Origin of the sequence: Pseudomonas sp. UBA3153, assembly GCF_002364635.1 — a bacterium.
Classification (GTDB): domain Bacteria; phylum Pseudomonadota; class Gammaproteobacteria; order Pseudomonadales; family Pseudomonadaceae; genus Pseudomonas_O; species Pseudomonas_O kuykendallii.
Genome location: NZ_DEYR01000015.1, coordinates 1,431 through 25,662 on the forward strand (window position 1 = coordinate 1,431; position 24,232 = coordinate 25,662).

The 24,232-nt window shown below is 66.6% G+C and carries 22 protein-coding genes; 10 read left to right on the forward strand and 12 right to left on the reverse strand.

Annotated elements, in window-relative coordinates:
* The 6 genes from phoU to B2X67_RS03560 all read right to left on the reverse strand — a co-directional run.
* Positions 1-480: phosphate signaling complex protein PhoU (gene phoU, locus B2X67_RS03535; RefSeq protein ID WP_286784633.1), on the reverse strand; the 480-nt coding region annotated here is incomplete at its 3' end.
* Positions 481-566: 86 nt separating this feature from the next.
* Positions 567-1,400, reverse strand: a complete 834-nt coding sequence (gene pstB, locus B2X67_RS03540) for a phosphate ABC transporter ATP-binding protein PstB (RefSeq protein WP_286784634.1) — start codon at positions 1,398-1,400, stop codon at positions 567-569.
* A gap of 64 nt (positions 1,401-1,464) precedes the next feature.
* Positions 1,465-3,186 (reverse strand): phosphate ABC transporter permease PstA, encoded by a 1,722-nt coding sequence (gene pstA, locus B2X67_RS03545; protein ID WP_282340056.1) that lies wholly within the window; start codon positions 3,184-3,186, stop codon positions 1,465-1,467.
* A 113-nt stretch (positions 3,187-3,299) separates the two neighbouring features.
* Positions 3,300-5,582 carry an ABC transporter permease subunit gene (locus B2X67_RS03550; protein ID WP_282340058.1) on the reverse strand — a complete coding sequence of 761 codons (2,283 nt, stop codon included), beginning with the start codon at positions 5,580-5,582 and terminating at the stop codon, positions 3,300-3,302.
* Between the two features lie 171 nt (positions 5,583-5,753).
* Positions 5,754-6,722: a phosphate ABC transporter substrate-binding protein PstS family protein gene (locus B2X67_RS03555; protein ID WP_286784635.1), complete on the reverse strand. Its 969-nt coding sequence runs from the start codon at positions 6,720-6,722 to the stop codon at positions 5,754-5,756.
* A gap of 149 nt (positions 6,723-6,871) precedes the next feature.
* The gene (locus B2X67_RS03560) at positions 6,872-8,179 is read right to left on the reverse strand and encodes an MFS transporter (protein ID WP_286784636.1); all 1,308 of its coding nucleotides are present in this window, start codon (positions 8,177-8,179) and stop codon (positions 6,872-6,874) included.
* Between the two features lie 328 nt (positions 8,180-8,507).
* Here B2X67_RS03560 and B2X67_RS03565 point away from each other — a divergent pair, with 328 nt between their 5' ends.
* Both B2X67_RS03565 and B2X67_RS03570 read left to right on the forward strand, forming a co-directional pair.
* A complete protein-coding gene (locus tag B2X67_RS03565; RefSeq protein ID WP_090224374.1) occupies positions 8,508-8,909 on the forward strand; it encodes an acyl-CoA thioesterase in 402 nt (133 codons plus the stop codon).
* A gap of 91 nt (positions 8,910-9,000) precedes the next feature.
* Positions 9,001-9,915 (forward strand): D-hexose-6-phosphate mutarotase, encoded by a 915-nt coding sequence (locus B2X67_RS03570; RefSeq protein WP_286784637.1) that lies wholly within the window; start codon positions 9,001-9,003, stop codon positions 9,913-9,915.
* Between the two features lie 10 nt (positions 9,916-9,925).
* Here B2X67_RS03570 and B2X67_RS03575 read toward each other — a convergent pair whose 3' ends face one another.
* Positions 9,926-11,503: an ABC transporter substrate-binding protein gene (locus tag B2X67_RS03575; RefSeq protein WP_286784638.1), complete on the reverse strand. Its 1,578-nt coding sequence runs from the start codon at positions 11,501-11,503 to the stop codon at positions 9,926-9,928.
* Between the two features lie 338 nt (positions 11,504-11,841).
* Between B2X67_RS03575 and rpmB the strand changes: the two genes are divergently transcribed.
* Positions 11,842-12,078: a 50S ribosomal protein L28 gene (gene rpmB / locus B2X67_RS03580; protein ID WP_090224368.1), complete on the forward strand. Its 237-nt coding sequence runs from the start codon at positions 11,842-11,844 to the stop codon at positions 12,076-12,078.
* Between the two features lie 26 nt (positions 12,079-12,104).
* Positions 12,105-12,260, forward strand: coding sequence for a 50S ribosomal protein L33 (rpmG, locus tag B2X67_RS03585; protein WP_003284185.1), 156 nt, complete (start codon positions 12,105-12,107; stop codon positions 12,258-12,260).
* Positions 12,261-12,357: 97 nt separating this feature from the next.
* On the opposite strand, the gene B2X67_RS03590 is transcribed toward rpmG, so the two are convergent.
* Positions 12,358-12,723, reverse strand: coding sequence for a cupin domain-containing protein (locus tag B2X67_RS03590; protein WP_286784639.1), 366 nt, complete (start codon positions 12,721-12,723; stop codon positions 12,358-12,360).
* Positions 12,724-12,907: 184 nt separating this feature from the next.
* Between B2X67_RS03590 and B2X67_RS03595 the strand changes: the two genes are divergently transcribed.
* Both B2X67_RS03595 and B2X67_RS03600 read left to right on the forward strand, forming a co-directional pair.
* Entirely contained in the window at positions 12,908-14,398 is a 1,491-nt protein-coding gene (locus B2X67_RS03595) for an aldehyde dehydrogenase (protein WP_286784640.1), read from the forward strand.
* A gap of 216 nt (positions 14,399-14,614) precedes the next feature.
* Positions 14,615-15,763 (forward strand): MFS transporter, encoded by a 1,149-nt coding sequence (locus B2X67_RS03600; protein ID WP_286784641.1) that lies wholly within the window; start codon positions 14,615-14,617, stop codon positions 15,761-15,763.
* An 18-nt stretch (positions 15,764-15,781) separates the two neighbouring features.
* Here B2X67_RS03600 and B2X67_RS03605 read toward each other — a convergent pair whose 3' ends face one another.
* Together B2X67_RS03605 and B2X67_RS03610 are read right to left on the reverse strand one after the other, a co-directional pair.
* A complete protein-coding gene (locus B2X67_RS03605; protein WP_286784642.1) occupies positions 15,782-17,314 on the reverse strand; it encodes a phospholipase D family protein in 1,533 nt (510 codons plus the stop codon).
* Between the two features lie 99 nt (positions 17,315-17,413).
* Positions 17,414-18,832, reverse strand: coding sequence for a PLP-dependent aminotransferase family protein (locus tag B2X67_RS03610; RefSeq protein WP_286784643.1), 1,419 nt, complete (start codon positions 18,830-18,832; stop codon positions 17,414-17,416).
* A 165-nt stretch (positions 18,833-18,997) separates the two neighbouring features.
* Between B2X67_RS03610 and B2X67_RS03615 the strand changes: the two genes are divergently transcribed.
* A complete protein-coding gene (locus B2X67_RS03615) occupies positions 18,998-19,276 on the forward strand; it encodes a DUF1127 domain-containing protein (protein ID WP_286784644.1) in 279 nt (92 codons plus the stop codon).
* 12 nt (positions 19,277-19,288) lie between these two features.
* Here B2X67_RS03615 and B2X67_RS03620 read toward each other — a convergent pair whose 3' ends face one another.
* The gene (locus tag B2X67_RS03620) at positions 19,289-20,611 is read right to left on the reverse strand and encodes an NAD(P)/FAD-dependent oxidoreductase (protein WP_286784645.1); all 1,323 of its coding nucleotides are present in this window, start codon (positions 20,609-20,611) and stop codon (positions 19,289-19,291) included.
* Between the two features lie 202 nt (positions 20,612-20,813).
* Positions 20,814-21,302, reverse strand: a complete 489-nt coding sequence (gene dadR, locus B2X67_RS03625) for a transcriptional regulator DadR (RefSeq protein WP_090224356.1) — start codon at positions 21,300-21,302, stop codon at positions 20,814-20,816.
* 156 nt (positions 21,303-21,458) lie between these two features.
* Here dadR and dadA point away from each other — a divergent pair, with 156 nt between their 5' ends.
* Genes dadA through alr form a run of 3 tightly spaced genes read left to right on the forward strand, consistent with a single transcriptional unit; the run spans position 21,459 to position 24,224 of the window.
* Positions 21,459-22,757: a D-amino acid dehydrogenase gene (gene dadA / locus B2X67_RS03630; RefSeq protein ID WP_286784646.1), complete on the forward strand. Its 1,299-nt coding sequence runs from the start codon at positions 21,459-21,461 to the stop codon at positions 22,755-22,757.
* Entirely contained in the window at positions 22,732-23,082 is a 351-nt protein-coding gene (locus B2X67_RS03635; RefSeq protein WP_286784647.1) for a RidA family protein, read from the forward strand. The genes dadA and B2X67_RS03635 overlap by 26 nt, the downstream gene beginning before the upstream one ends.
* Before the next feature lie 53 nt (positions 23,083-23,135).
* The gene (gene alr / locus B2X67_RS03640) at positions 23,136-24,224 is read left to right on the forward strand and encodes an alanine racemase (protein WP_286784648.1); all 1,089 of its coding nucleotides are present in this window, start codon (positions 23,136-23,138) and stop codon (positions 24,222-24,224) included.
* Positions 24,225-24,232: the final 8 nt, after the last annotated feature.

Sequence of the window (24,232 nt, forward strand, 5' to 3'; positions counted from 1 at the left end):
CGCCACCGACAGCGCCAGGTCGGCATCGAAGCGGGCGAAGGCGTCCAGCGCTTCCTGGACCATCTTGCGCACCTGGCCGCCAATGTGGCGCACCTCGACGTAGCCGCGCGGGGACGTGCCGTCTTCGCAGAGATCGATGGCGCGCTTGGCGATCTTGGTCGCCTCGTCGCCGATCCGCTCGAGGTCGATCACCGACTTGGAGATGCTGATGATCAGGCGCAGGTCCGACGCCGCCGGTTGGCGCCGGGCGAGGATGCGCACGCATTCTTCGTCGATGTTGCGCTCCATCTGGTTGATCTGGTCGTCGATCTCGCGGACCTGCTGGGCGAGGCCGGTGTCGGCGTCGATCAGCGCGTTGACCGCGTCGTTGACCTGCTTCTCGACCAGGCCGCCCATCGCCAGGAGGTGGCTGCGCACTTCCTCCAGTTCGGCGTTGAATTGCTGGGAGATGTGTTGGGTATGGCCGTCTTTGTTGATCATTCTCTAACTCCGCGAAAAAACGGTAGGGTGCGCCGCGCGCACCAGTGGCGAGTCGGTGCGCGCGGCGCACCCTACGGCACGAGTCCCTAGCCGTAGCGGCCGGTGATGTAGTCTTCGGTCTGCTTCTTCGTCGGGTTGGTGAACAGCGTGTCGGTGTCGCCGAACTCGATAAGCTTGCCCATGTACATGAACGCCGTGTAGTCGGAAACCCGTGCCGCCTGCTGCATGTTGTGGGTGACGATGACGATGGTGTACTTGCTCTTCAGCTCGTAGATCAGCTCCTCGACCTTCAGCGTCGAGATTGGGTCGAGCGCCGAGCAGGGTTCGTCGAGCAGCAGCACTTCGGGCTGCACCGCCACCGTGCGGGCGATCACCAGACGCTGTTGCTGGCCGCCGGAGAGGCCGAGGGCGGAGTCGTGCAGGCGGTCCTTCACCTCGTCCCACAGCGCGGCGCTCTTCAGCGACCATTCCACCGCTTCGTCGAGCACGCGCTTCTGGTTGATGCCCTGGATGCGCAGGCCGTAGACGACGTTCTCGTAGATGCTCTTGGGGAACGGGTTGGGCTTCTGGAAAACCATGCCGACGCGGCGGCGCAGCTCGGCGACTTCCACGCCCTTGCGGTAGATGTTCTGGCCGTCGAGGAGGATCTCGCCGTCGACGCGGCAGCCATCGACCAGATCGTTCATCCGGTTGAAGGTGCGCAGCAGGGTCGACTTGCCGCAGCCGGACGGGCCGATGAAGGCCGTCACGCGCTGCTTGGGAATGTTCATGCTGACGTCGAACAGCGCCTGCTTGTCGCCGTAGAACAGGTTCAGCCCAGGCACTTCAAGGGCGACGGTCTCGTCCGCCAGGTGCAGGCTCTGCTTGTCGCGGCCGAGGGCCTTGATGTCGATGCCGTGGGTATGCGTTTCGTGCTGCATGGGGTGCTCCCTACGCTAACAATTCGGTTAGCCGGCCGCGCGGCGCGCGGCCGGCGCAATTCATTCAGTGGTCCAGCGCCTTATACTTCTCGCGCAGGTGGTTGCGGATGAACACCGCGCTCAGGTTGAGCAGGGCGATCACCAGCACCAGCAGGAGCGCGGTGGCGTACACCAGCGGTCGCGCGGCCTCGACGTTGGGGCTCTGGAAGCCGACGTCGTAGATGTGGAAGCCCAGGTGCATGATCTTCTGGTCAAGGTGCAGGTACGGGTAGTTGCCGTCCAGTGGCAGCGCCGGCGCCAGCTTGACCACGCCGACCAGCATCAGTGGGGCGACTTCGCCGGCGGCGCGGGCCACGGCGAGGATCAGGCCGGTCATCATCGCCGGGCTGGCCATCGGCAACACGACCTTCCAGAGGGTTTCCGCCTTGGTCGCGCCGAGCGCCAGGGAGCCCTCGCGCAGGGCCCGCGGGATGCGCGCCAGGCCTTCCTCGGTGGCGACGATCACCACCGGCACGGCGAGGATCGCCAGGGTCAGCGACGCCCACATCAGCCCCGGCGTGCCGAAGGTCGGCGCCGGCAGGGCCTCGGCGAAGAACAGCCGGTCGATCGAGCCGCCCAGCACGTAGACGAAGAAGCCCAGGCCGAACACGCCGTAGACGATCGCCGGAACCCCGGCGAGGTTGTTCACGGCGATGCGGATGACCCGCGTCAGCGGCCCCTGCTTTGCGTACTCGCGCAGGTAGATGGCCGCCAGCACGCCGAACGGAGTGACGATCACGGCCATGATCAGGGTCATCATCACGGTGCCGAAGATGGCCGGGAAAATGCCGCCCTCGGTGTTCGCCTCGCGTGGCTCGTCGCTGAGGAATTCCCACAGCTTGGCGAAGTAGAAGCCGAGCTTGGCGCCGGTGCCCATGGTGTTCGGCCGGTAGGCGCGGACCACCTTGCCCAGGCTCATCTCCTGCTCCTGGCCGTCGACGGTGCGCACCGTCACGCTGTCGCGGTCGAACTGCTGGTGCAGGTCGTTGAGCTGACCTTCGAGGACCTTGTACTCGGCACCCCACTGCGCGCGCTCGGCGTCCAGATCGGCTTGCCCGGCGGCGTCCAGCTGGCCGTTCATCTCCAGCTTGCGGGTTTTCAGGCGCAGGCGCTCGAGGCCGGCGTTGATGCGCCCGATGTCGCGTTTTTCCAGCTTGGAGATCTGCCCGTAGAGCGCGTCGACGCGGCCGATGCGCTGCTGCATCGCGGCCCAGGCGTCGTCACCCTCGGCGATCACCTGGCCGTTTTCCTTCACGTTGACCAGGTAGCCGTAGAAGTTGCCCCACTCGCGGCGCTCCATGACCATCAGGTTCTGCGGCGTGCGCAGGTTGCTGGTCCATTCGGCGACCACCCAGGTGAAGTCGGCGCCATACACCTCGCGGTTGCCGACCTTGAACAGCTCGCGGGTCATGAACTCGCCGCCGTTCACGTCCACCGGCAGGCCGGCGCCGGCCAGGCGCGCGCGCGGCACCTCCTCGGCCTGGACCAGCTCGCCGGCCATCACCTTGGCTGGCGTGCCGGGCACCTGGTAATCGGCCTCCAGCACATCCGCCGGCCAGAAGTTGGCCAGGCCGCGGGTGGCGATCACCGCCAGCAGGCCGACGGTCATGATCACCGCGATGGACACGCCGCTGGCGGTCATCCAGACCCAGGGCGAGCCGCTCTTGAACCAGGATTTCAGGGTTTGCTGTTTCACCGCTCGTACCTTCGTTCGTTTCGCCCGGCGACGTCGCGCCGTGCAGTGCATTCATCGGGGAGAAGCCAGCACCCTGCGGGTCTGAGCACCTACTCCCGCCCTGCGGGGCACCCTCTCCCCGAGGGGCGAGGGCCATCAGCGGGCCGGCGTGGCCGGCCGTGTATCTATAGCGAGGCGTATTTCTTGCGCAGGCGGGTACGGATCACTTCCGCCAGGGTGTTCATCACGAAGGTGAAGCTCAGCAGCACCAGCGCGGCGAGGAACAGCACCCGGTAATGCGAGCTGCCCACTTCGGATTCGGGCATTTCCACCGCGGTGTTGGCCGCCAGGGTGCGCAGGCCCTCGAAGATGTTCATGTCCATGATCGGCGTGTTGCCGGTGGCCATCAGCACGATCATGGTCTCGCCCACCGCGCGGCCGAGGCCGATCATCAACGCCGAGAAGATCCCCGGGCTGGCGGTGAGGATCACCACGCGGGTCATGGTCTGCCAGGGCGTCGCGCCGAGAGCCAGAGAGCCGAAAGTGAGGCTTTTCGGCACGCTGAACACGGCGTCCTCGGCGATCGAGAAGATGTTCGGGATCACTGCGAAGCCCATCGCCAGGCCGACCACCAGGGCGTTGCGCTGGTCGAAGGCGATGCCGAGGTCGTTGGACAGCCAATGCCGCATGTCGCCGCCGAACAGCCAGTTCTCCATATGCCCGCTCATGCCCAGCGACAACGCGCCGACGCCGAGGATCACCGGGATCAGCAGCGCCGCTTCCCAGCCATCGGGAATCGCCAGGCGGACTTTCTCCGGCAGGCGGCTCCACAGGTAGGCGGCGAGGAGGACGCCGACCGGCGTCAGCAACAGCAGGCTGAAGATGCCCGGCAGGTGCCCTTCGACGTAGGGCGCGAGGAACAGCCCGGCGAAGAAGCCGAGGATCACCGTCGGCAGCGCTTCCATCAGCTCGATCACCGGCTTGACCTTGCGGCGCATCGCCGGGGCCATGAAGTAGGCGGTGTAGATGGCTGCGCAGATCGCCAGCGGGGCGGCGAGGATCATCGCGTAGAAGGCCGCCTTCAGGGTGCCGAAGGTCAGCGGGGCGAGGCTCAGCTTGGGCTCGAAATCACTGTTGGCCGAGGTCGACTGCCAGACGTAGCGCGGCTCGTCGTAGTTCTCGTACCAGACCTTGCTCCACAGAGCGCTCCAGGACACTTCCGGGTGCGGGTTGTCGACCACGAAGCGTTGCAGTTGTCCGTTGGACTCCACCAGCAGGCGCGAAGCGCGCGGCGACAGCGCGGCGTGGGCCTGGCCGTCGGCGACCCGCTCGACCAGCAGGGTGCGGTGCGCGGTGCTGTGGAAAATCCCGAGCATGCCGTCGGCGTCCAGCGCCATGAAGCCCTTGCGACGTTCCTCGGGGACGATCTGGGTGATCGGTTTTTCACCGAGGCTGAAGTCGCGGATGTGCGTCAGCACCGACTTGCCGTCGCCGTCGCGGACCATGAACCACTGGGCGATGCCGCCCTTGCTGTCGCCGACCAGCAGCGAGGTACCGCCGAGCAGCGGGCTGAGGGTGCTGACTTCGGCGTCGCCCTTGAGCATCGCGTAGCGGCCGTTGAGGCTCTTGCTGCGCAGGTCGAAGACGTCGGCGGTGGCCTTGCCGTTTATCACGTAGAGCCACTGCTGGCGCGGGTCGATGACCAGCGCCTTGATCGGCTCGGCGATCTGCGGCAGGGCGATGCGCGTCTCGTCCTGGCTGACCTCGCCGGTCATCAGGTTCTCTTCGCGGCTGATCGACAGCAGGCTCAGTTCGGCGCCGGTGGAGCCGGCGAGCATCAACGTGTCGCCGTTCTCGCTGAGCGCCACATGCTCCAGCGCGCGGCCCTGCGGGTCGAGCACGATCGGCGCCTCGCCGAACGGGTACTGCAGCGTCGGCGTGATGGTCTTGACGTTGTCCGGGTAGGTCACCGGGTAGGTGTGGGTGAACACCAGCACCTGGCCGGTGGACAGGCCGAGCAGCACACGGTGGCTGCCGGGCTGGTCCTGGCTCACCGAGGTGATGCTGGCGCCCGCCGGTAGCGGCAGCTGCACGCGGTTCAGCGGCGTGCTGTCCTTGAGGGTGAAGAACTGCACCTGGCCGGCGCGATCGAGGCGCATCGCCACCTTGTTCTGCTCTTCCACGGCGAGCAGCAGCGCGTCGTTCTGCGCCGCCAGCCAGGCGGGCTGCTGCGCTTTGAGCGGCTTCAGCTCGGCGCCGGCGAAGATCGGCAGCACCACATGGGCGAGGTAGAAGAAGATCAGCGTGATGGCGCCGAGTACGGCCAGGCCACCGATCGACACGTACCAGCGGGTGAGCCGGTCCTTGAACGCGCGAACGCGCCGTTTGCGTTGCTGGGCGGGGGTGTTGAAATCCAGCCTCAGGCCGTTCGATTGGGCGCTCATGCTGTTGTTGGCCAGGTCATTCATGAGGAATTCTCGGGGCGCTGCGAGCAGGGCCGCTTGTTGCGGGGGGTCTTCAATCTATCTGTCTTCTGTGACAGATAGATGACAGGGTGCTGACATGACGATGCCCGCCGCCCCAGGGGAGCAGCGGGCTTCGTCAGGCACGACGGGCGCCTTGCGGGCGCCGCGCGCCCGTTACAGGCCGGCGTCCTTCAGGGCTTTCTCGACCACCTTGGCCGGCAGCGGGATGTAGCCGTCCTTCACCACCACTTCCTGACCCTGCTTGGACAGGACCATCTTCAGGAACTGCGCTTCCAGCGGCGCCAGGGGCTTGTTCGGCGCCTTGTTCACGTAGACGTAGAGGAAGCGCGCCAGCGGGTACTTGCCGGACAGGGCGTTGGTTTCGTTGGCTTCTTCCAGCTCACCCTTCTTGTTGACCAGGGGAACGGCGCGGACGCTGGAGGTCTTGTAGCCGATGCCCGAGTAACCGATGGCGTTCAGGGTGCTGGAGATCGACTGCACCACCGAGGCCGAACCCGGCTGCTCGTTGACGTTGGACTTGAAGTCGCCTTTGCACAGCGCTTCTTCCTTGAAGTAACCGTAGGTGCCGGATACCGAGTTGCGACCGAACAGCTGAATCGGCTTGTTCGCCCATTCGCCGGTCAGCCCGGTTTCGCCCCAGGTCTTGATTTCTTTCGGCTCGCCGCACAGGCGGGTGCTGGAGAAGATCGCATCGACCTGCTGCATGGTCAGCTGCTTGATCGGGTTGTCCTTGTGCACGAACACGGCCAGGGCATCGATCGCGACCGGAACGGCGGTCGGCTTGTAGCCGTACTTCTCTTCGAAGGCCTGGATCTCGGCGTCCTTCATCTGGCGACTCATCGGGCCAAGGTTGGAGGTGCCTTCGGTGAGTGCCGGCGGCGCGGTGGAGGAACCGGCGGCCTGAATCTGGATGTTCACGTTGGGGTAGAACTTCTTGTAGTTCTCGGCCCACAGGGTCATCAGGTTGGCCAGGGTGTCGGAACCGACGCTGGACAGGTTGCCGGACACTCCGGAGGTTTTCTCATAGGTGGGCAGCGCCGGGTCGATCGCGGCGAACGCGCTTGCGGTGCCTACGCCAGCGGCGACGAAGGTCAGGGCCGCCATTAGACGATTCAGTTTCATGCCTTGCTCCTAGCATTCCAGTGTGGGTCGAACGGGGGCCAGTATCGGCAGGCCGTATGAACACTCTATGAAAGGTTTATGACAATTGAATGACGACCACAGAAATGCCGAGGCCCGCGCGGGGCGGGCCTCGGAATGGCGCGTGGCGGTCAGTGCGGGGTGGCTTGCCAGCGCTCGGCGTCGAGCAGGTAGAGACCCAGCGCCAGGCCCAGGCCGCACAGCGCCAGCACGTAGTAGGCCGGGCCGAGCGGGCTGTATTTGAGCAACAGCGCGACGCTCATCGGCGTCAGCCCGCCGAAGATCGCGTAGGCCAGATTGTAGGAGAACGACAGCCCGGTGAAGCGGACGGCGGCGGGGAAGGCGTTGACCATCACGAAAGGCACGGCGCCGATGGTGCCGACGCACAGGCCGGTCAGCGCGTAGAGCGGGAACAGCAGGTCCGGGTGGGCGTGCAGCTGGCTGTAGAAGGTCCAGGAACTGGCGGCCAGCAGCAGGCTGCCGACGACGAACACTTTCCCGGCGCCGACGCGGTCGGCCAGCGCGCCGGCAGCGATGCAACCGAGGCTGAGCATGACGATGGCCAGGCTGTTGGCCTTCAGCGCCTGCGCGGCGTCGAAGCCGTAGGCGCTCTGCAGCACGCTGGGGGTCATCAGGATCACCACCACGATGCCGGCGGAAAGCACCCAGGTCAGCAGCATGGAGATCGCCACCGCGCGGCGATGGCCGCGCAGCACGGTCTTCAGCGGCAGTTCGTCGGCCAGCGCCTTGCGTTGCTGCAATTCGGCGAACACCGGGGTTTCGTGCAGCCAGCGGCGCAGGTAGACCGAGAACAGGCCGAACACGCCGCCGATGACGAAGGGCACGCGCCAGGCCCAGGCGGCGATGTCCTCGGCGCTGTAGAGGCTGTTGATCAGCGTCGCCATCAGCGAGCCGAGCAGGATGCCCGTGGTCAGCCCCGAGGTCAGGGTGCCGCAGGCGTAGCCGACGTTGCGCCGCGGCACGTGTTCGGCGACGAACACCCAGGCGCCCGGCACTTCGCCGCCGATCGCCGCGCCCTGGATCACCCGCAGCAGGAGCAGCGCCAGCGGCGCGAGGATGCCGATCTGCGCGTAGGTCGGCAGCAGGCCCATCAGCAGCGTCGGCACCGCCATCAGGAAGATGCTCAGGGTGAACATGCGCTTGCGCCCGAGCAGGTCGCCGAAGTGCGCCATGACGATGCCGCCCAGCGGGCGCGCCAGGTAGCCGGCGGCGAAGATGCCGAAGGTCTGCAGCAGGCGCAGCCACTCGGGCATGTCGACGGGGAAGAACAATTTGCCGACCACGGTGGCGAAGAACACGAAAATGATGAAATCGTAGAACTCCAGCGCGCCGCCAAGGGCGGAGAGGGCGAGCGTCTTGTAGTCGTTGCGGGTCAACGGGCGCGTCACCGGCGCGGAACCGGTAGGCAGGGCATGCATGGCGGTGTTGTTTCTCGTGGAGGGCCGCGGCGTTGAGCCGCCGCAGCCGCGGACTCTAGCAAATTGCGACACATCGACACAGCTTTTGCGGGGAGCCTCGCGAAAAGCGGAACCCTGCGGTCGTCGCTCGACGCATCCGCCGATATACTGCCGGCACGGCAGCGCCGCCCGTCACGACGCGCGTCGCCGGGGGCATTGCGCAAAGATCGTCCGTCCGGCGAGCGGCACATAACCGCGTCGTCGTGATCCGACGGGGTCTTTGCGGAATTCCCCACTTAAACCGCGTCTCTCCAATTCCAATAAATTGAGAGGCTGAGGCTTCCAGGCAATGATCGAGATCGAAGAAGAAAACCTCACCCCCCAGGGTGACCTGGCCTTGCAGATAACCGCTCTACCGCGCGAAACCAACGGTTTCGGCGACATCTTCGGCGGCTGGCTGGTCGCGCAGATGGACCTCGCCGGCACCGCCATGGCGAGCAAGGTCGCCGGCGGCCGTGTCGCCACCGTAGCCATCGACCGCATGGCGTTCCTGGTTCCGGTGGCCGTCGGCGCGCAGCTTTCCTTTTATACCGAGGCCCTGGAAGTCGGGCGCAGCTCGATCCAGATGCTGGTCGAGGTGTGGAGCGACGACCCGCTGTCCAGCGAATGGCGCAAGGTCACCGAGGCGGTGTTCGTCTTCGTCGCCATCGACGGCAGCGGGCGCACCCGCCCGGTACCGCCGCGCCGCTGAGCGCTTTCTTCACCTGCCGCGCGCCGTCGCCCCTCGCGTCGGTGCCGCGGCGTGTCCGCCACCCCGGCGACGTTTTTTCGGAGATCCCCGCATGGCCCTGGCCTCCCGCAGCGCACACATCGAACGCATCGACCGTGGCGACCTCGCCTGCTGGCAGATTCGCGGCGCCGACGGCGCCGAGCTGCTGATCGCCGAACAGGGCGCCCAGGTGCTCGCCTACACCCCGGCCGGCGGACGCCCGCTGATCTGGCTCAGCGAGGATGCCGCGTTCGTCCGCGGCCAATCGGTGCGTGGCGGTGTGCCGGTGTGCTGGCCGTGGTTCGGCGACCTGGCGCGCAACCCCGCCGAAGTGCAGGCGATGCGCCAGGCCGATACGCCGGCACCGGCGCATGGCGAGGTGCGCGCGCGTGACTGGCAGTTACTGAACATCGCCGACGAGGACGGTGGCGTGTCCATCGAATTCATCCTCGACGCCGCCGAGGACGGCCTGCCCGGCTGGCCGCATGCCCTGGAGCTGAAGCTCGCCGTTCGCCTGGACACGCGCCTGAGCATCAGCCTGAGCACCACCAACCTGGGTCGCGAGCCGGTGGCGTTCAGCCAGGCGCTGCACAGCTACTTTGCGGTCGGCGACATTCATCAGGTCAGCGTCGAGGGGCTCGAAGGGCGCCGCTACATCGAGACGCTGGAGAACTGGCAGGAGCGCCGCCAGGAGGGCACGCTGCGCTTCACCGGCGAGACCGACCGCATCTACCTAGACCTGCCGCCGACACTGAGCATCGTCGACCCGGCCTGGCAGCGGCGCATCGTGCTGCAGGCCAGCGGCTCGGATTCGGCCGTGCTGTGGAACCCGTGGATCGACAAGGCCGCACGGCTCTCGCAGTTCGCCGACGACGCCTGGCAGCGGATGCTCTGCATCGAAACCGCCAACGTCATGGACGACTGCATCGTCCTGGCACCGGAGGCGACCCACGAGATGGGCGTCTCGATCCGCGCCGAAGCGCTCTGACCAGCGCCGCTCAGCGCCCGCCTTTGACGTTCGCGAAGTCCTGCCGCCCGAACGGGCTGACCCGGTAACCCTCGACATCGGCGCGCACCAGCGCGCTGGCAGTCGGGTGCGCCAGCGGCAGCCACAGCGCCTGCTCCTGGATCAGTTGCTGCGCCTGCTGGTACAGCGCGCTGCGCCTGGCCTGGTCGGAGGTGCGCTTGCCGTCGCCGATCAGCCCGTCCAGGCGCGGATCGCAATAGCGCGCGAAGTTGAGCCCGGATTGCACCGACGCGCAGGAAAACTGCGGAGTGAGGAAGTTGTCCGGATCGCCGTTGTCGCCAGCCCAGCCCATGAACAGCAGATCGTGCTCGCCGGCCTTGGCGCGGCGGATCAGCTCGCCCCATTCCAGCGTGCGGATCTCGGCCTGGATGCCGACCTTGGCCAGGTCGGCCTGGAGCATCTGCGCGCCGAGACCGGGGTTCGGGTTGAGCAGGCTGCCGGAGGGGCGGGTCCAGATCGTCGTCTTGAAACCGTTGTCCAGGCCGGCCTCGGCCAGCAGCTGGCGAGCCTGCAGGGGATCGTAGGCATAGCCCGGCAGGTCCTTGGCGTAGCTCCAGGTGTTCGGCGGATAGGGGCCGCTGGCGGCCGTCGCGCTGCCCTCGAAGACCACCTTCAGGTAGTTCTGCCGGTCGAACGCCAGGTTGATCGCCTGGCGCACCTTGGCCTGGTCCAGCGGCGGATGCTGGCTGTTCAACGCGACGAAGGCGGTCATGAAGGCGGGCGTCTCGATCACCTTCAGCTTGGCGTCGGCCTGCGCCTCGCGCACGTCCTGCGGTTTCGGCGACAGGGCGATCTGGCACTCGTTGCGGCGCAGGCGCTGCAGGCGCACGTTGGCGTCCGGGGTGATGGCGAAGATCAGCGCATCGGCCACCGGCTTGCCGGCGAAGTAGTCCGGGTTGGCGATGTATCGCACCGCCGAATCCTTCTGGTAGCGCTTGAGGATGAACGGGCCGCTGCCGATCGGCTGGCTGTTGAGCTTCTCCGGCGTACCGGCGGCCATCAGCTGGGCGGCGTATTCGGCGGAATAGATGGAGGCGAAACCCATGCTCAGGGTGGCGAGGAAGGTCGCGTCCGGGTGCTTGAGGACGATCGTCACGCTGTGCGGGTCGCTGGACTCGATGCGTTCCACCAGGCTCGGCCACTGCATCGACTGGGCGTGCGGGTAGCCGGCCGGCGCGGTCTTGTACCAGGGATTTTCGGGGTCGAGCATGCGGCGGAAACTGAACAGCACGTCGCTGGCGTTCAGCGTGCGGCTCGGGGTGAAGTAGTCGGTGCTGTGGAACTTCACGTCGTCGCGCAGCGTGAAACGGTAGCTCAGGCCGTCGGCGGAAACCTCCCAGCGCGTCGCCAGGCTCGGCACCAGGGTGCCTTTCTCGGCATCGAACTCCACCAGGCGGTTCATCAGCACGTCGGCCGAGGCGTTGGTGGTGGTCAGCGAGTTGTACTGGACCACGTCGAAGCCGTCCGGACTGGCTTCGGTGCACACGGCGAGGGTGGCGGCGTTCGCCAGCAACGGGCAGAACAGCAGGGATAGAATGGCGCGGCGCACGGCGAACTCCTGTGGACTGGCGCGGGGGGCTTACCGTAGACCATGCACTGCGGCGGAACAACGGCTTTGCGGCGACGGACGGTAGTGCGCCGCACAGCCCCGCCGCCCACACTGCGCGCCGGTAGCGCCGCGGGCGCCCGCTTCGGCGATGGCATGTTTCGCCTTGCTAGGGTAGGGGTGTTCTGGTATAAAGCAGCGCTCTTTTCTAGGGGCCTGGTTCCTTCCCACGAAGGCGCAGCCAGTAAGACCCCGAAGAAACGTGGCGCCAAGCGCCGAATCAGAGAGATCAAGCGGCCAACCCATGCCGGGTTGGGCATGTGGTTACAGAGGGCTGAGTCATGTCGAGAGTCTGTCAAGTTACCGGTAAGGGTCCGGTAACCGGGAATAACATTTCCCACGCAAACAACAAAACCCGTCGTCGTTTCCTGCCGAACCTGCAGCATCACCGTTTCTGGGTCGAGACCGAGAAACGTTTCGTGCGTCTGCGCGTTTCTGCCAAGGGTATGCGTATCATCGACAAACGCGGTATCGACGCCATTCTGGTCGAACTCCGCGCCCGTGGCGAAAAGTTCTAAGGCTTCGGTCTTTCTAGGAGAGCAACATGCGTGATCTGATCCGTTTGGTGTCCAGCGCCGGTACCGGCCACTTCTACACCACCGACAAAAACAAGCGCACTACGCCCGACAAGATCGAAATCAAGAAATTCGATCCGGTCGTTCGTAAGCACGTGATCTACAAGGAAGCCAAGATCAAGTAATTGATCGGCCCTTGATGGAAGAAGCCCGCCGATTGGCGGGCTTTTTCTTGCCTGCAGGAAACCTGGGGCCTGTTCGGACGCGCCAGCCCGCGCGCGCTCAGCGGGTCGCCTGCTCGAAGATCACGTAGACCTTGCGGCACCGTTCGACGACTTCCCAACTCCCCTGAAAGCCGGCCGGGATGACGAAACGGTCGCCGGCGCGCACGGTGCGGCTGCCGCCGTCGGCAGCGTGAAGCACCGAGACGCCCTCGAGAATCTCGCAGTACTCGTGCTCGCTGTAGTTCACCGTCCAGTGGCCGGGCTCGCCCTCCCAGAAGCCGACGTTGAATTGCCCGCAGGGGCTGGCGAAGGCGTCGCGCACACGTTGCGCGGGATCGCCGGAAAGGATTTTTTCCGCAGCCGGGCGGTACTGCTCGAGGGCAGCCGTGGAATGCGCGAGGTCGACGATCTGTTCGATGGACATGCCTGGAAGCTCGAAAACGGTAAAGTTCCGAGTTTATGTTTAATAAAACGAACATGAGAAGAGCTTTTGCCCTGCGCTGTAAAAAATATTGAAAACCGCGGCGCCTGTGGTTTAGGGTGGCCGGCACCCTTGCGCGACGGTGCCGCACGCGCGCCAGCGTCCAACGAACGAAGAGGATTGCCCCATGACCCTGACCCGCAGCGACTGGGAACAGCGCGCCAAAGCCCTGCACATCGAAGGCCGCGCCTTCGTCCACGGCGCCTACCGCAACGCCGTCAGCGGCGAAACCTTCGAGTGCATCAGCCCGGTCGACGGCCGCCTGCTGGCACGGGTCTCCAGCTGCGACAAGGCCGATGCCGAGGCTGCCGTGGCCGACGCCCGCGCGGTGTTCGAGTCCGGTGTCTGGTCGCGCTTGGCGCCCGCCCGGCGCAAGGCGATCATGATCCGTTTCGCCGACCTGATCGAAGCCAATGGCGAGGAGCTGGCCCTGCTGGAAACCCTCGACATGGGCAAGCCGATCAGCGATTCCATGGCCGTCGACATTCCCGCCGCCGCCCGTGCATTGCGTTGGAGCGGCGAGGCGATCGACAAGATCTACGACGAGGTCGCCGCCACCGCGCATGACGAGCTGGGCCTGGTCACTCGCGAACCGGTCGGCGTGGTCGCCGCCATCGTGCCGTGGAACTTCCCGCTGCTGATGAGCAGCTGGAAGCTCGGCCCAGCGCTCGCCACCGGCAACTCGGTGATCCTCAAACCGTCGGAAAAATCGCCGCTGACCGCCATCCGCATCGCCGCGCTGGCCATCGAGGCGGGCATCCCGGCCGGTGTGCTCAACGTGCTGCCGGGCCATGGCCACACGGTCGGCCGCGCGCTGGCGCTGCACATGGACGTCGACACGCTGGTGTTCACCGGTTCGACGCGGATCGCCAAGCAACTGATGGTCTACGCCGGCGAATCGAACATGAAGCGCGTCTGGCTGGAAGCCGGCGGCAAGAGCCCGAACATCGTCTTCGCCGACGCGCCCGACCTCAAGGCCGCCGCCGAGGCCGCTGCCAGTGCCATCGCCTTCAACCAGGGCGAGGTCTGCACTGCCGGTTCGCGCCTGCTGGTCGAGCGCTCGATCAAGGACCAGTTCCTGCCGCTGGTGATCGAGGCGCTGAAGGCCTGGAAGCCGGGCAACCCGCTGGATCCGGCCACCAGTGTCGGCGCCCTGGTCGACACTACGCAGATGAACAACGTGCTGTCCTACATCCAGGCCGGCCACGACGACGGCGCCAGGCTGGTCGCCGGCGGCAAGCGGGTGCTGGAGGAAACTGGTGGCACCTACATCGAGCCGACCGTCTTCGATGGCGTGGACAACGCCATGCGCATCGCCAAGGAAGAGATCTTCGGCCCGGTGCTGTCGGTGATCGCCTTCGACGATGTCGAGGAAGCCATCGCCATCGCCAACGACACCGTCTACGGCCTGGCCGCCGCGGTCTGGACCAGCAACCTGTCCAAGGCGCACCTCACCGCCAAGGCACTGCGCGCCGGCAGCGTCTGGGTCAACCAGTACGACGGCGGCGACATGACGGCGCCCTTCGGTGGCTTCAAGCAGTCGGGTAACGGCCGCGACAAGTCGCTGCACGCCTTCGACAAGTACACCGAGCTGAAGTCCACCTGGATCAAGCTGTAGGAACCCGTTCGGAGTCTGCCGCGCGGCGTTGAGCGCAGCTCGTCTGTCGCTCGCGAGGCTCCGGCAGATTCCATAACACGCTCAGCGGGCCCGACCCGCGAACAAGAAGGTCCGCCCCGGTACACGGGGCCGGCTCATTGCGAGCCCTACCTGCGGCCGGGTTTCCTTGGGAACCCGGCCGTTTGCTTTGCTGCCGTGAAAGAAGAGAGATCGACCATGCGTTGGGGGACTTATTTCGCCGTCTGTGCGGCGGTGATCAGCATCGGGCTGGCGCTGGGCGTGACCATGCCGCTGGTGTCGCTGCGCCTGGAGGGCTGGGGTTACGGCAATTTCGCGATCGGCGTGATGGCGGCGACTCCGGCGGTCGGCGTGCTGCTCGGCGCGTCGCTGGCAGGCCATCTCGCCGCCCGGCTGGGAACCACGCGGCTGATGCAGACCTGCCTGCTGCTCGGCGCGGTATCCGTGGCGTTGCTGGCGTTGGTGCAGCACTACGCGGTATGGCTGGCGTTGCGCCTGGGGATCGGCGTGGCGCTGACGATGGTGTTCATCCTCGGCGAAAGCTGGATCAACCAGTTGGCCCCGGAAAAATGGCGCGGTCGCCTGGTGGCCCTGTATGGCACCGGCTATGCGCTGAGCCAGCTGTCCGGGCCGCTGCTGCTGAGTGTGCTCGGCACCGACAACGACTCGGCGTTCTGGACCGGCACCGGCCTGCTGGTCGGCGGTTCGCTGGTGCTGCTCGGCCGCTCCGGCGCGCCGCGTGTGGATGCCCATGGTGCTTCCGGGCGAGGTCTGTTCGCCTTCTGCCGCAAGCTTCCGGCGATCGCCTGGGCGGTGGCGCTGTTCGCCGCTTTCGAGGCGATGATGCTGACCCTGCTGCCGGTCTATGGGCTGCGCCAGGGCTTCACCCAGGAAGTGGCGCTGCTGATGGCCAGCGTGGTGGTGGTTGGCGATGCCGCGCTGCAACTGCCGATCGGCCTGCTCGCCGACCGCATGTCCCGCGGCACGCTGTTCCGCGCGTGCGGCGTGCTCCTGCTGGTGTCGAGCCTGAGCATCCCGCTGCTGCTGCACACCCAGGCGATCTGGCCGCTGCTGGTGCTGTTCGGCGCCGCCGCCGGCGGGTTGTTCACCCTGTCGCTGATCCTCATCGGCGAGCGCTATCGCGACGACGAACTGGTTCGCGCCAATGCGCACGTGGCGCAGCTCTGGGGATTGGGCTGCCTGGTCGGGCCGCTGCTCACCGGCGCGGCCAGCCAGTGGCTCAGCGGGCATGCGTTGCCGCTGGTGATGGCGGCGGGCGCGGCGGTGTTCGTCTGGCTGATCCGGCGCCCCGGAGGTTTCACCGACGTCTCGCCGGAGCCGTCGTGAGAGAGGCGCACACGGCGCCTAGAGCAGCCGTTCCAGCCCGATGACCTTGGCCAGCCAGGCGTTGATCTGGCGCCAGGCACCACCCGGCTCCCTGTCGATGCGGTGCAGGCGGCGATTGTCCTCGGCGATCCACACCAGCCGCCCGTTCTCCAGGCGCACCTCGTAGCTGAGCGCCGGCGCCATGCCTTCCAGGGTCAGGCGGCGCACCTCGCCGGCCAGCTCCGGGCTGTCCACCAGCACGCCGACCTCGGTGTTCCAGAGGATCGAGCGCGGGTCGAAGTTCAGCGAGCCGATGAACACCTTGCGCCGATCGAACACCAGCGCCTTGCTGTGCAGGCTGGACTCCGAAGAGCCGCTCAGGTTGTAGGACGCCTCTTGCTCCGGTTGCCGGCGCAGCTCGAAGAGCTTCACTCCGTGACGCAACAGCGCCTTGCGGTAGGGCGCGTAGCCGCCATGCACCGCAGGCACGTCGGTGGCCTCCAGCGAGTTGGTCAGCAGGCTCACCGAAACGCCCGCATCGGCGCGCCCGGTTAGGTAGGTCAGGCCATCCTCCGCGGGAACGAAGTAGGCGGAGATCAGCATCAGCTCCTCGCTGACGCTGGCCAGTTCCGGGCCCAGTTGCGAAGTCAGCAGCAACTGCGGATCGGGCTCGCTCTTGAGGATCTTGGTCGGTGCGTCCCACATCGCGCTGCCATGCGCCCAGATCAGCTCGTCCAGCCAGCCTGCCAGGCGCGGGTGGTCCTGGTAGTCCATCAGTCGCTGGTAGTTCTCGCGCTGCTCGACCTGCGCCGCGTTCAGGTAGTCGGTCAGTCCGCGACGGGTCTTCGCCAGGTCGCGGGCGCTGGGCGGAAAGCTGACGAATTGCTCGATCGGCTTGCTCAGCGCGCTGTTCCAGTACTGATCGAAGCTCTGCCCGAGCTGCTCGGCCACCGGGCCGGCGCCCAGCAGGTCGATGTCGGTGAAGTTCAGGTTCGGTTCGACGTCGAAATACTCGTCGCCCAGGTTGCGCCCGCCGACCACCGCCACGGCGTTGTCCGCCAGCCAGAGTTTGTTGTGCATGCGGCGGTGCTGCAGGGTGACGTCGAACAACCGCCCCAGGGCGCGGGTGATGCCGGTGGCGCGGCCCAGGTGCAGCGGGTTGAACACCCGCACCTGGACGTTCGGGTGGGCGCCGAGCAGGGCGATCTCGTCGTCCTGGCCGTCGCTGGTGGTGTCGTCGAGGAGAATGCGCACGCGCACGCCGCGGTCGGCGGCCTTGAGCAACTCGTCGATCAGCGCGCGGGTGCTGAGGCCATCGTGGACGATGTAGTACTGCAGGTCGAGGCTCTGCCGGGCGGCGCGGATCAGCTCGGCGCGGGCGATGAACGCCTCGGTGCTGGAGGACAGCAGGCGAAAGCCGGATTGCCCCCCGGGGTGCTGCTGCGCCTGGGCGATGAGGGCGGCGCCGAGCGGCGAATCCTTGGCCGGCAACGCCTGGCTGGGCTCGATCGGCACGTGATTGGCGCAGGCGGTCAGCAGTAGCGCAACCAGCAAGAGCAGATGTCGACGCAAAGTAGCCTCCCGCTACATTCAACCTAGCGGTTAGACGGCTCTCTTGCGGTTTGATTCAGCGAAGCGGCGCGAGGGCTCTAGGGCGGGCAGTCGCGTCGCTCAACCTTCGGCCATCTGCGCCGCCACCGCTTCGCCGACGGCGCGCACCGCCTGCTCGATCAGCGTGCTGGGCTTGCTGGCGTAGTTCATCCGCAGGCAGTTCCGGTATTTTCCCGCCGCGGAAAAGATGCTGCCGGTGGCGATCTGTATGCCCTGGCTGGCGAGGGTACGATTCAGCCGGTGGCTGTCGAAGCCTTCGGGCATTTCCACCCAGATCATGAAACTGCCCTGCGGCTGGCTGACCTTCACCCCGGCCGGGAAGTAGCGGGCGATCCATTCGATCATCACGTCGCGGCTGCGCTGGTACTGCGCGCGCATGCGCCGCAGGTGCGGCTCGTAGTGGCCGCCGCTGATGAATTCGGCAAGCGCCAGTTGCGGCAGTTGCGCGGTGGCGCCGGTGCCCATGTACTTCATGTGCAGCACGCGGTCCAGGTAACGGCCAGGGGCGATCCAGCCGACCCGCATGCCGGGCGCCAGGGTTTTCGAGAAGGAGCTGCAGAGCAGCACGCGGCCATCCTCGTCGAACGACTTGATGGTGCGCGGGCGCGGGTAGCGGTAGGCCAGTTCGCCGTAGACGTCGTCTTCGATGATCGCCACGTCGTAGCGCTGGGCAAGCGTCAGCAGGGCGCGCTTGTTGGCCTCCGGCATGATGTAGCCGAGCGGGCTGTTGCAGGTCGGGGTGAGCTGGATGGCCTTGATCGGCCACTGCTCCAGGGCCAGCTCCAGCGCCTCCAGGCTGATCCCTGTGAGCGGGTCGCTGGGCAGCTCCAGGGCCTTCATGCCGAAACCCTTGAGCGCCTGCATCACGCCATGGAAGCTCGGCGAGTCCACCGCGACGATGTCGCCGGGCTCGCACAGGGCGCGAATGGCGGCGGACAGCGCTTCGTGGCAGCCGGTGGTCACGACGATCTCGGTGGCCGGAATCTGGCAGCCGGAGTCGAGCATCAGCCGCGAGATCTGTTCGCGCAGGCCGATGTCGCCATAGATGTTGCCGTAGGTGAGGGTGTTCAGGTCCTGCCGCCGGCCCAGCCGTGACAGCGAGCGCAGCAGCGGTTTCAGCGTCGGGCTGCTGATGTCCGGGCGGCCGCGCCCGAGCTGGATCAGCTTCTCGCTGGGCTCGCCGCCGATCTGCTCCAGCACCTGATCCCACTGCGAGACCTCCACCGGCCGTTGCGCGTTGCGGATCACGTTGGGCAGCGCCGGCACCTGGCGCGCGGCGGGCACGAAGTAGCCCGACTTCGGCCGCGGTGTCGCCAGGCCCTGGTCCTCGAGGTGCCGGTAGGCCTGCTGCACGGTGCTCAGGCTGACGCCGTGCTCGACGCTCAGCGCGCGCACCGACGGCAGGCGATCGCCGGGCAGGTAGAGGCCCTGCTCGATGCGTGCGCCGATCACATTGGCTAGGTTCTGGTAAAGCGTCATCGACTGAGGATCCCTCTGCGATCAGTACAGATACGTCAAAAACCGTCGATTCAGAGGCGATTTCCGCCCGGCTGTATGGGGTTAATTTCCATACGCTGAATCTGTATCGGTTTTCCGATGGGCGCAATGATGTTCTCCCATACAGATGAAGGCAAGGAGAGCGCCATGCGCGACTCGATCGAAAGCTGCGAGGAACTCGTCGAACCCGTACCGGTGCTGGAGGATCGGCGCCCGAGGCTGCGCCTGGTGCCGGCCGCGCCGGTGGGCGAGGGGCGCTGGGTGGTGTTCTGGCGCGCCCTGCGCACCCGCAAGGCGCTGCTGAGCCTCAGCCGCCACGCCTTGCACGACATCGGCCTGAGCCGCGCCGATGCGCTGGCCGAGGCGGAAAAATCGCTCTGGACGCTCTGGCGCGAGGCTGGACAGCAGGCGCGGACGGGCCGCTGATGGCGCCGCGCGTCACGCCAGCCCGGTGGCTTCCTTGAAGCGGTACCAGAGCATGCCCAGGGCGAGCATCGGCGAGCGCAGGCGTTTGCCGCCCGGAAAGGTGATGTGCGGAACCTTGTCGAACAGATCGAAGCCGCCGCCCTGCTGCCCGCTGATGGCTTCGGCGAGGAGCTTGCCGGCCAGGTGGGTGGCGTTCAGTCCATGGCCGGAATACGCCTGCGCGTAATACACGTTGGGGCGATCGGCGAAGCGGCCGATTTGCGGCAGGCGGTTGGCGCCGATGCCGATCATCCCGCCCCACTGGTAGTCGATGCGGGTGTTTTCCAGTTGCGGGAAGACCTTGAGCATCTTCGGCCGCATGTAGGCGGCGATGTCCGCCGGGTCGCGGCCTGAATAGTGGCAGGCGCCGCCGAACAGCAGGCGGCGGTCGGCGGACAGGCGATAGTAGTCCAGCGCCACGCGCTGGTCGCAGAGCGCCATGTTCTGCGGGATCAGCGCCTGCGCCTGGTCTTCGGAAAGCGGCTCGGTGGCGATCACGTAGCTGCCGGCGGGCAGTACCTTGCCGCCGAGCCGCGGCTCCAGGTCGTTGATGTACGCATTGCAGGCGAGCACCAGGGTCTTGGCGCAGACCCGGCCCTGTTCGGTATGCACCTTCACCCCGTCGCCGTACTCGATGCGTATCACTTCGGAATGCTCGAACAGGCGCACGCCCAGCGCGGCGGCGGCGGCGGCCTCACCGAGCGCGAGGTTGAGCGGATGCAGGTGGCCGGAACCCATGTCGATCAGCCCGCCGACGTAGCGGTCCGAGCCCACCACGCTGTGCATCTCGCCCGGTTGCAGCAGGCGCAGCGGATGCCGATAGCCCAGCCCCTGCAGCTCGGCCATGTCCTCGGCGAAACCGGCCAGGTCGGCCGGCTTATTCGCCAGGTCGCAGTAGCCCCAGGTCAGGTCGCAGTCGATGGCGTGCTTCTCGATGCGCCGGCGAACGATTTCCACGGCTTCCAGGCCCATCAGCTTGAGTGAGCGCACGCCGTCTTCGCCGAGCACCGGGCGGAACTGCTCGACGCCGTGGCCGACGCCGCGAATCAGCTGGCCGCCGTTGCGTCCGCTGGCGCCCCAGCCGACCTGTCGCGCCTCCAGCAGCGCCACGGAGAACCCCCGTTCGGCCAGTTCGATGGCGGTATTTAGCCCGCTGAAGCCGCCGCCGACGATGCACACGTCGACGCGCAGGGCGTCGCGCAGCGGCGGGTAGCTGAGCGCCTGGTTGGCGGTGGCGGTGTAATAGGAAGGAGCATGCCGATCCGTGTGCACCGGAAGCCGAACGCGAGCGCTCATGTGTGAAATCCTGATTATGGTGTGTGGAAAATTTTACGCAGCATAGGGGTGACACCGTCGAGCATCAAGGTCCGGAGGCCGCGGCGGAAGTGTCAGGATGCCGCTGATCCGCTTGGCGCGGCGGCGTCGCGACGATGCGCGCTTCACCGCCCGGGCGAACCGATCGGCCGGCGCACCGTCCGAGGACTAGGCGCCTTCGAAATCAGTCCGGCACCGGCAGGTTGAGGCTTTCCTTCACCTCTTCCATGACGATGTAGCTTTTCGATTCGCGCACGTGCGGCAACTTGAGAAGGATGTCGCCGAGCAGCTTGCGGTAGGACGCCATCTCGTTGATCCGCGCCTTCACCAGGTAGTCGAAGTCGCCGGACACCAGGTGGCACTCGAGCACGTGGGGCAGCTTGAGCACGGCGCGGCGGAACTCCTCGAAGGTGTCGCCGGACTTGTAATCGAGGCTGATCTGCACGAACACCAGCAGGCTGGACTTCAGGTGCTGCGGATTGAGCCGCGCCGAGTAGCCCATGATGATGCCCTCGCGTTCCAGCCGGCGGACCCGCTCGGTGCAGGGGGTGGTGGAGAGACCGATGCGCTCGCCCAGCTCGGTGAAGGAGATGCGGCCTTCTTCTTGCAGGATGCGCAGGATGTTGCGGTCGATCTTGTCCAGCTCGCGGCGCGATTGGTGCTGAGTTCTCACAGGAGATAGCCCTCCACAAAAAGCCTTTCGGCCCAGATTTGTCGCCAAATATAGCTTTTTAAATAGTCAAAATCACTGCTTATTGCTCCATATACTGCCGCACATTCGGGTTCAAAAAACTTAGCCGTTCGGATGGCGTCCGGGCGAGGAGGCAGCATGCGTGTTCTGGTTCTCGGTAGCGGTGTCATTGGTACCGCCAGCGCCTACTATCTGGCCCGTGCCGGCTTCGAGGTGACGGTCGTCGACCGCCAGCCCGCGCCTGCCATGGAAACCAGTTTCGCCAACGCCGGCCAGGTCTCGCCCGGCTACGCCTCGCCCTGGGCGGCGCCCGGCGTGCCGTTCAAGGCGATGAAGTGGCTGCTGCAGAAGCACGCTCCGCTGGCGATCAAGGCCACCGGCGACGTTCAGCAGTACCTCTGGATGGCGCAGATGCTGCGCAACTGCACGGCGGCGCGCTACGCGGTGAACAAGGAACGCATGGTGCGCCTCTCGGAGTACAGCCGCGATTGCCTCGACGAACTGCGCGCGGAAACCGGCATCGCCTACGAAGGCCGCCAGCTCGGCACCACTCAGCTGTTCCGCACCCAGGCGCAACTGGATGCCGCGGCCAAGGACATCGCCGTGCTGGAACAGTCCGGCGTGCCCTATGAACTGCTCGACCGTGCCGGCATCGCCCGGGTCGAGCCGGCGCTGGCCAAGGTCACCGACAAGCTCGCCGGCGCCCTGCGCCTGCCCAACGACCAGACCGGCGACTGCCAGATGTTCACCACGCGGCTGGCGGAAATGGCCCGCGCGCTGGGCGTCGAATTCCGCTTCGGGCAGAACATCCAGCGCCTGGATTTCGCCGGCGACCGGATCAACGGCGTGTGGATCGACGGCAAGCTGGAAACCGCCGACCGCTACGTGCTGGCCCTGGGCAGCTACAGCCCGCAGCTGCTCAAGCCGCTGGGCATCCGCGCGCCGGTCTATCCGCTCAAGGGTTACTCGCTGACCGTGCCGATCACCAATGCGGCGATGGCGCCCAGCTCGACGATCCTCGACGAGACCTACAAGGTCGCCATGACCCGCTTCGACAATCGCATCCGCGTGGGCGGCATGGCCGAGATCGCCGGCTTCGACCTGAGCCTCAACCCGCGCCGCCGCGCCACCCTGGAGATGCTGGTCAACGACCTCTATCCCGAGGGCGGCGACCTCGCCCAGGCCGAGTTCTGGACCGGCCTGCGCCCGGCGACCCCGGACGGCACGCCGATCGTTGGCGCCACGCCGTTCCGCAACCTGTTCCTCAATACCGGACACGGTACCCTGGGCTGGACCATGGCCTGCGGATCCGGCCGTTTCCTCGCCGACCTGATGGCGCAGAAGCGCCCGCAGATCAGCGCCGAAGGCCTGGACATCACCCGCTACGGCAATTTACAGGAGACCCACAAGCATGTCCATCCAGCGCCTGCGCACTGAAAAGCGCCTCAACGAAATCGTCATCCATAACGGCACCGTCTACCTGGCGGGGCAACTGGCCGACGACTACGCCGGCGACATCCGCGCGCAGACCCGCGAGACCCTGGCCAGCATCGACCGCTTCCTGGCCGAGGCGGGCAGCGACAAGTCTAAGATCCTTTCGGTGACCATCTACCTCAAGGACATGGCCGACTACGCCGGGTTGAACCTGGAGTGGGACGCCTGGGTCGCCGAGGGCGCCACGCCAGCCCGCGCCTGCGTCGAGGCCGCGCTCTACGACCCGCGTGTGCGGGTGGAAATGAGCGTGATCGCCGCTCAGGCCTGACCGCTGCCCGGCCTCGCGCCGGGCCTCTTTCAATCTTTCAGAAGTCCCGAACCATGCGCCCCGCCCGTGCCCTGATCGACCTGCAAGCCTTCCGACACAACTACCGCCTGGCCCGCGAACTGGGCGGCGCGCGCGCCCTCGCCGTGATCAAGGCGGATGCCTACGGGCACGGCGCGTTGGAATGCGCGGCGGTGCTGGCCGACGAGGCGGACGGTTTCGCCGTGGCGATGATCGAGGAAGCGCTGGAGCTGCGCGCCGCCGGTATCCGCGCGCCGATCCTGCTGCTGGAAGGTTTCTTCGAGGCCGATGAACTGGCGCTGATCGCCGAGCACGACCTGTGGTGCGTGGTGCATTCGAGCTGGCAGATCGAGACCATCGAGCGCGCCGCGCTGAGCCGGCCGCTGTGCGTCTGGCTCAAGCTCGACAGCGGCATGCACCGGGTCGGCCTGCATCCGGCGGAGTTCCAGCAGGGCCACTGGCGACTGCTGGCCAGCGGCAAGGTGGCCAAGGTCGTGCTGATGACCCACTTCGCCCGCGCCGATGAGCTGGACCACGGCCGCACGGCGGAGCAGCTCGCGGTCTTCGAGACGGCCCGCGAAGGGCTCGCGGCGGAAGTCAGCCTGCGCAACTCGCCGGCGCTGCTGGGCTGGCCGCAGCTCTTTCCCCAGCAGCGCCCGAGCGACTGGCTGCGGCCGGGGATCATGCTCTACGGCGCCACGCCCTTTGAAGAGGCGCACCCCTTGGCCGACCGGCTGCAGCCGGTGATGACCCTCGAATCGAAGATCATCTGCGTGCGCGAGCTGCCCGCTGGCGAGCCGGTGGGCTACGGTGCCCGCTTCGTCAGCGAGCGCCCGACGCGCGTCGGGGTGGTCGCCATGGGCTATGCCGACGGTTACCCGCGGCACGCCCCGAGTGGCACGCCGGTGAGCATCGACGGCCAGCCGAGCCGGCTCATCGGGCGCGTCTCGATGGACATGCTCACCGTCGACCTGACGGAGCTGCCGCAGGCCGGGCTCGGCAGCCGGGTGGAGTTCTGGGGCAAATCCGTTTCGGTGAGCGAGGTCGCCGCCCGGGCCGAGACCATTCCCTACCAGCTGATGTGCAATCTGAAGCGCGTACCGCGCGTCCATTCGGGACACTGAAGGCCCCT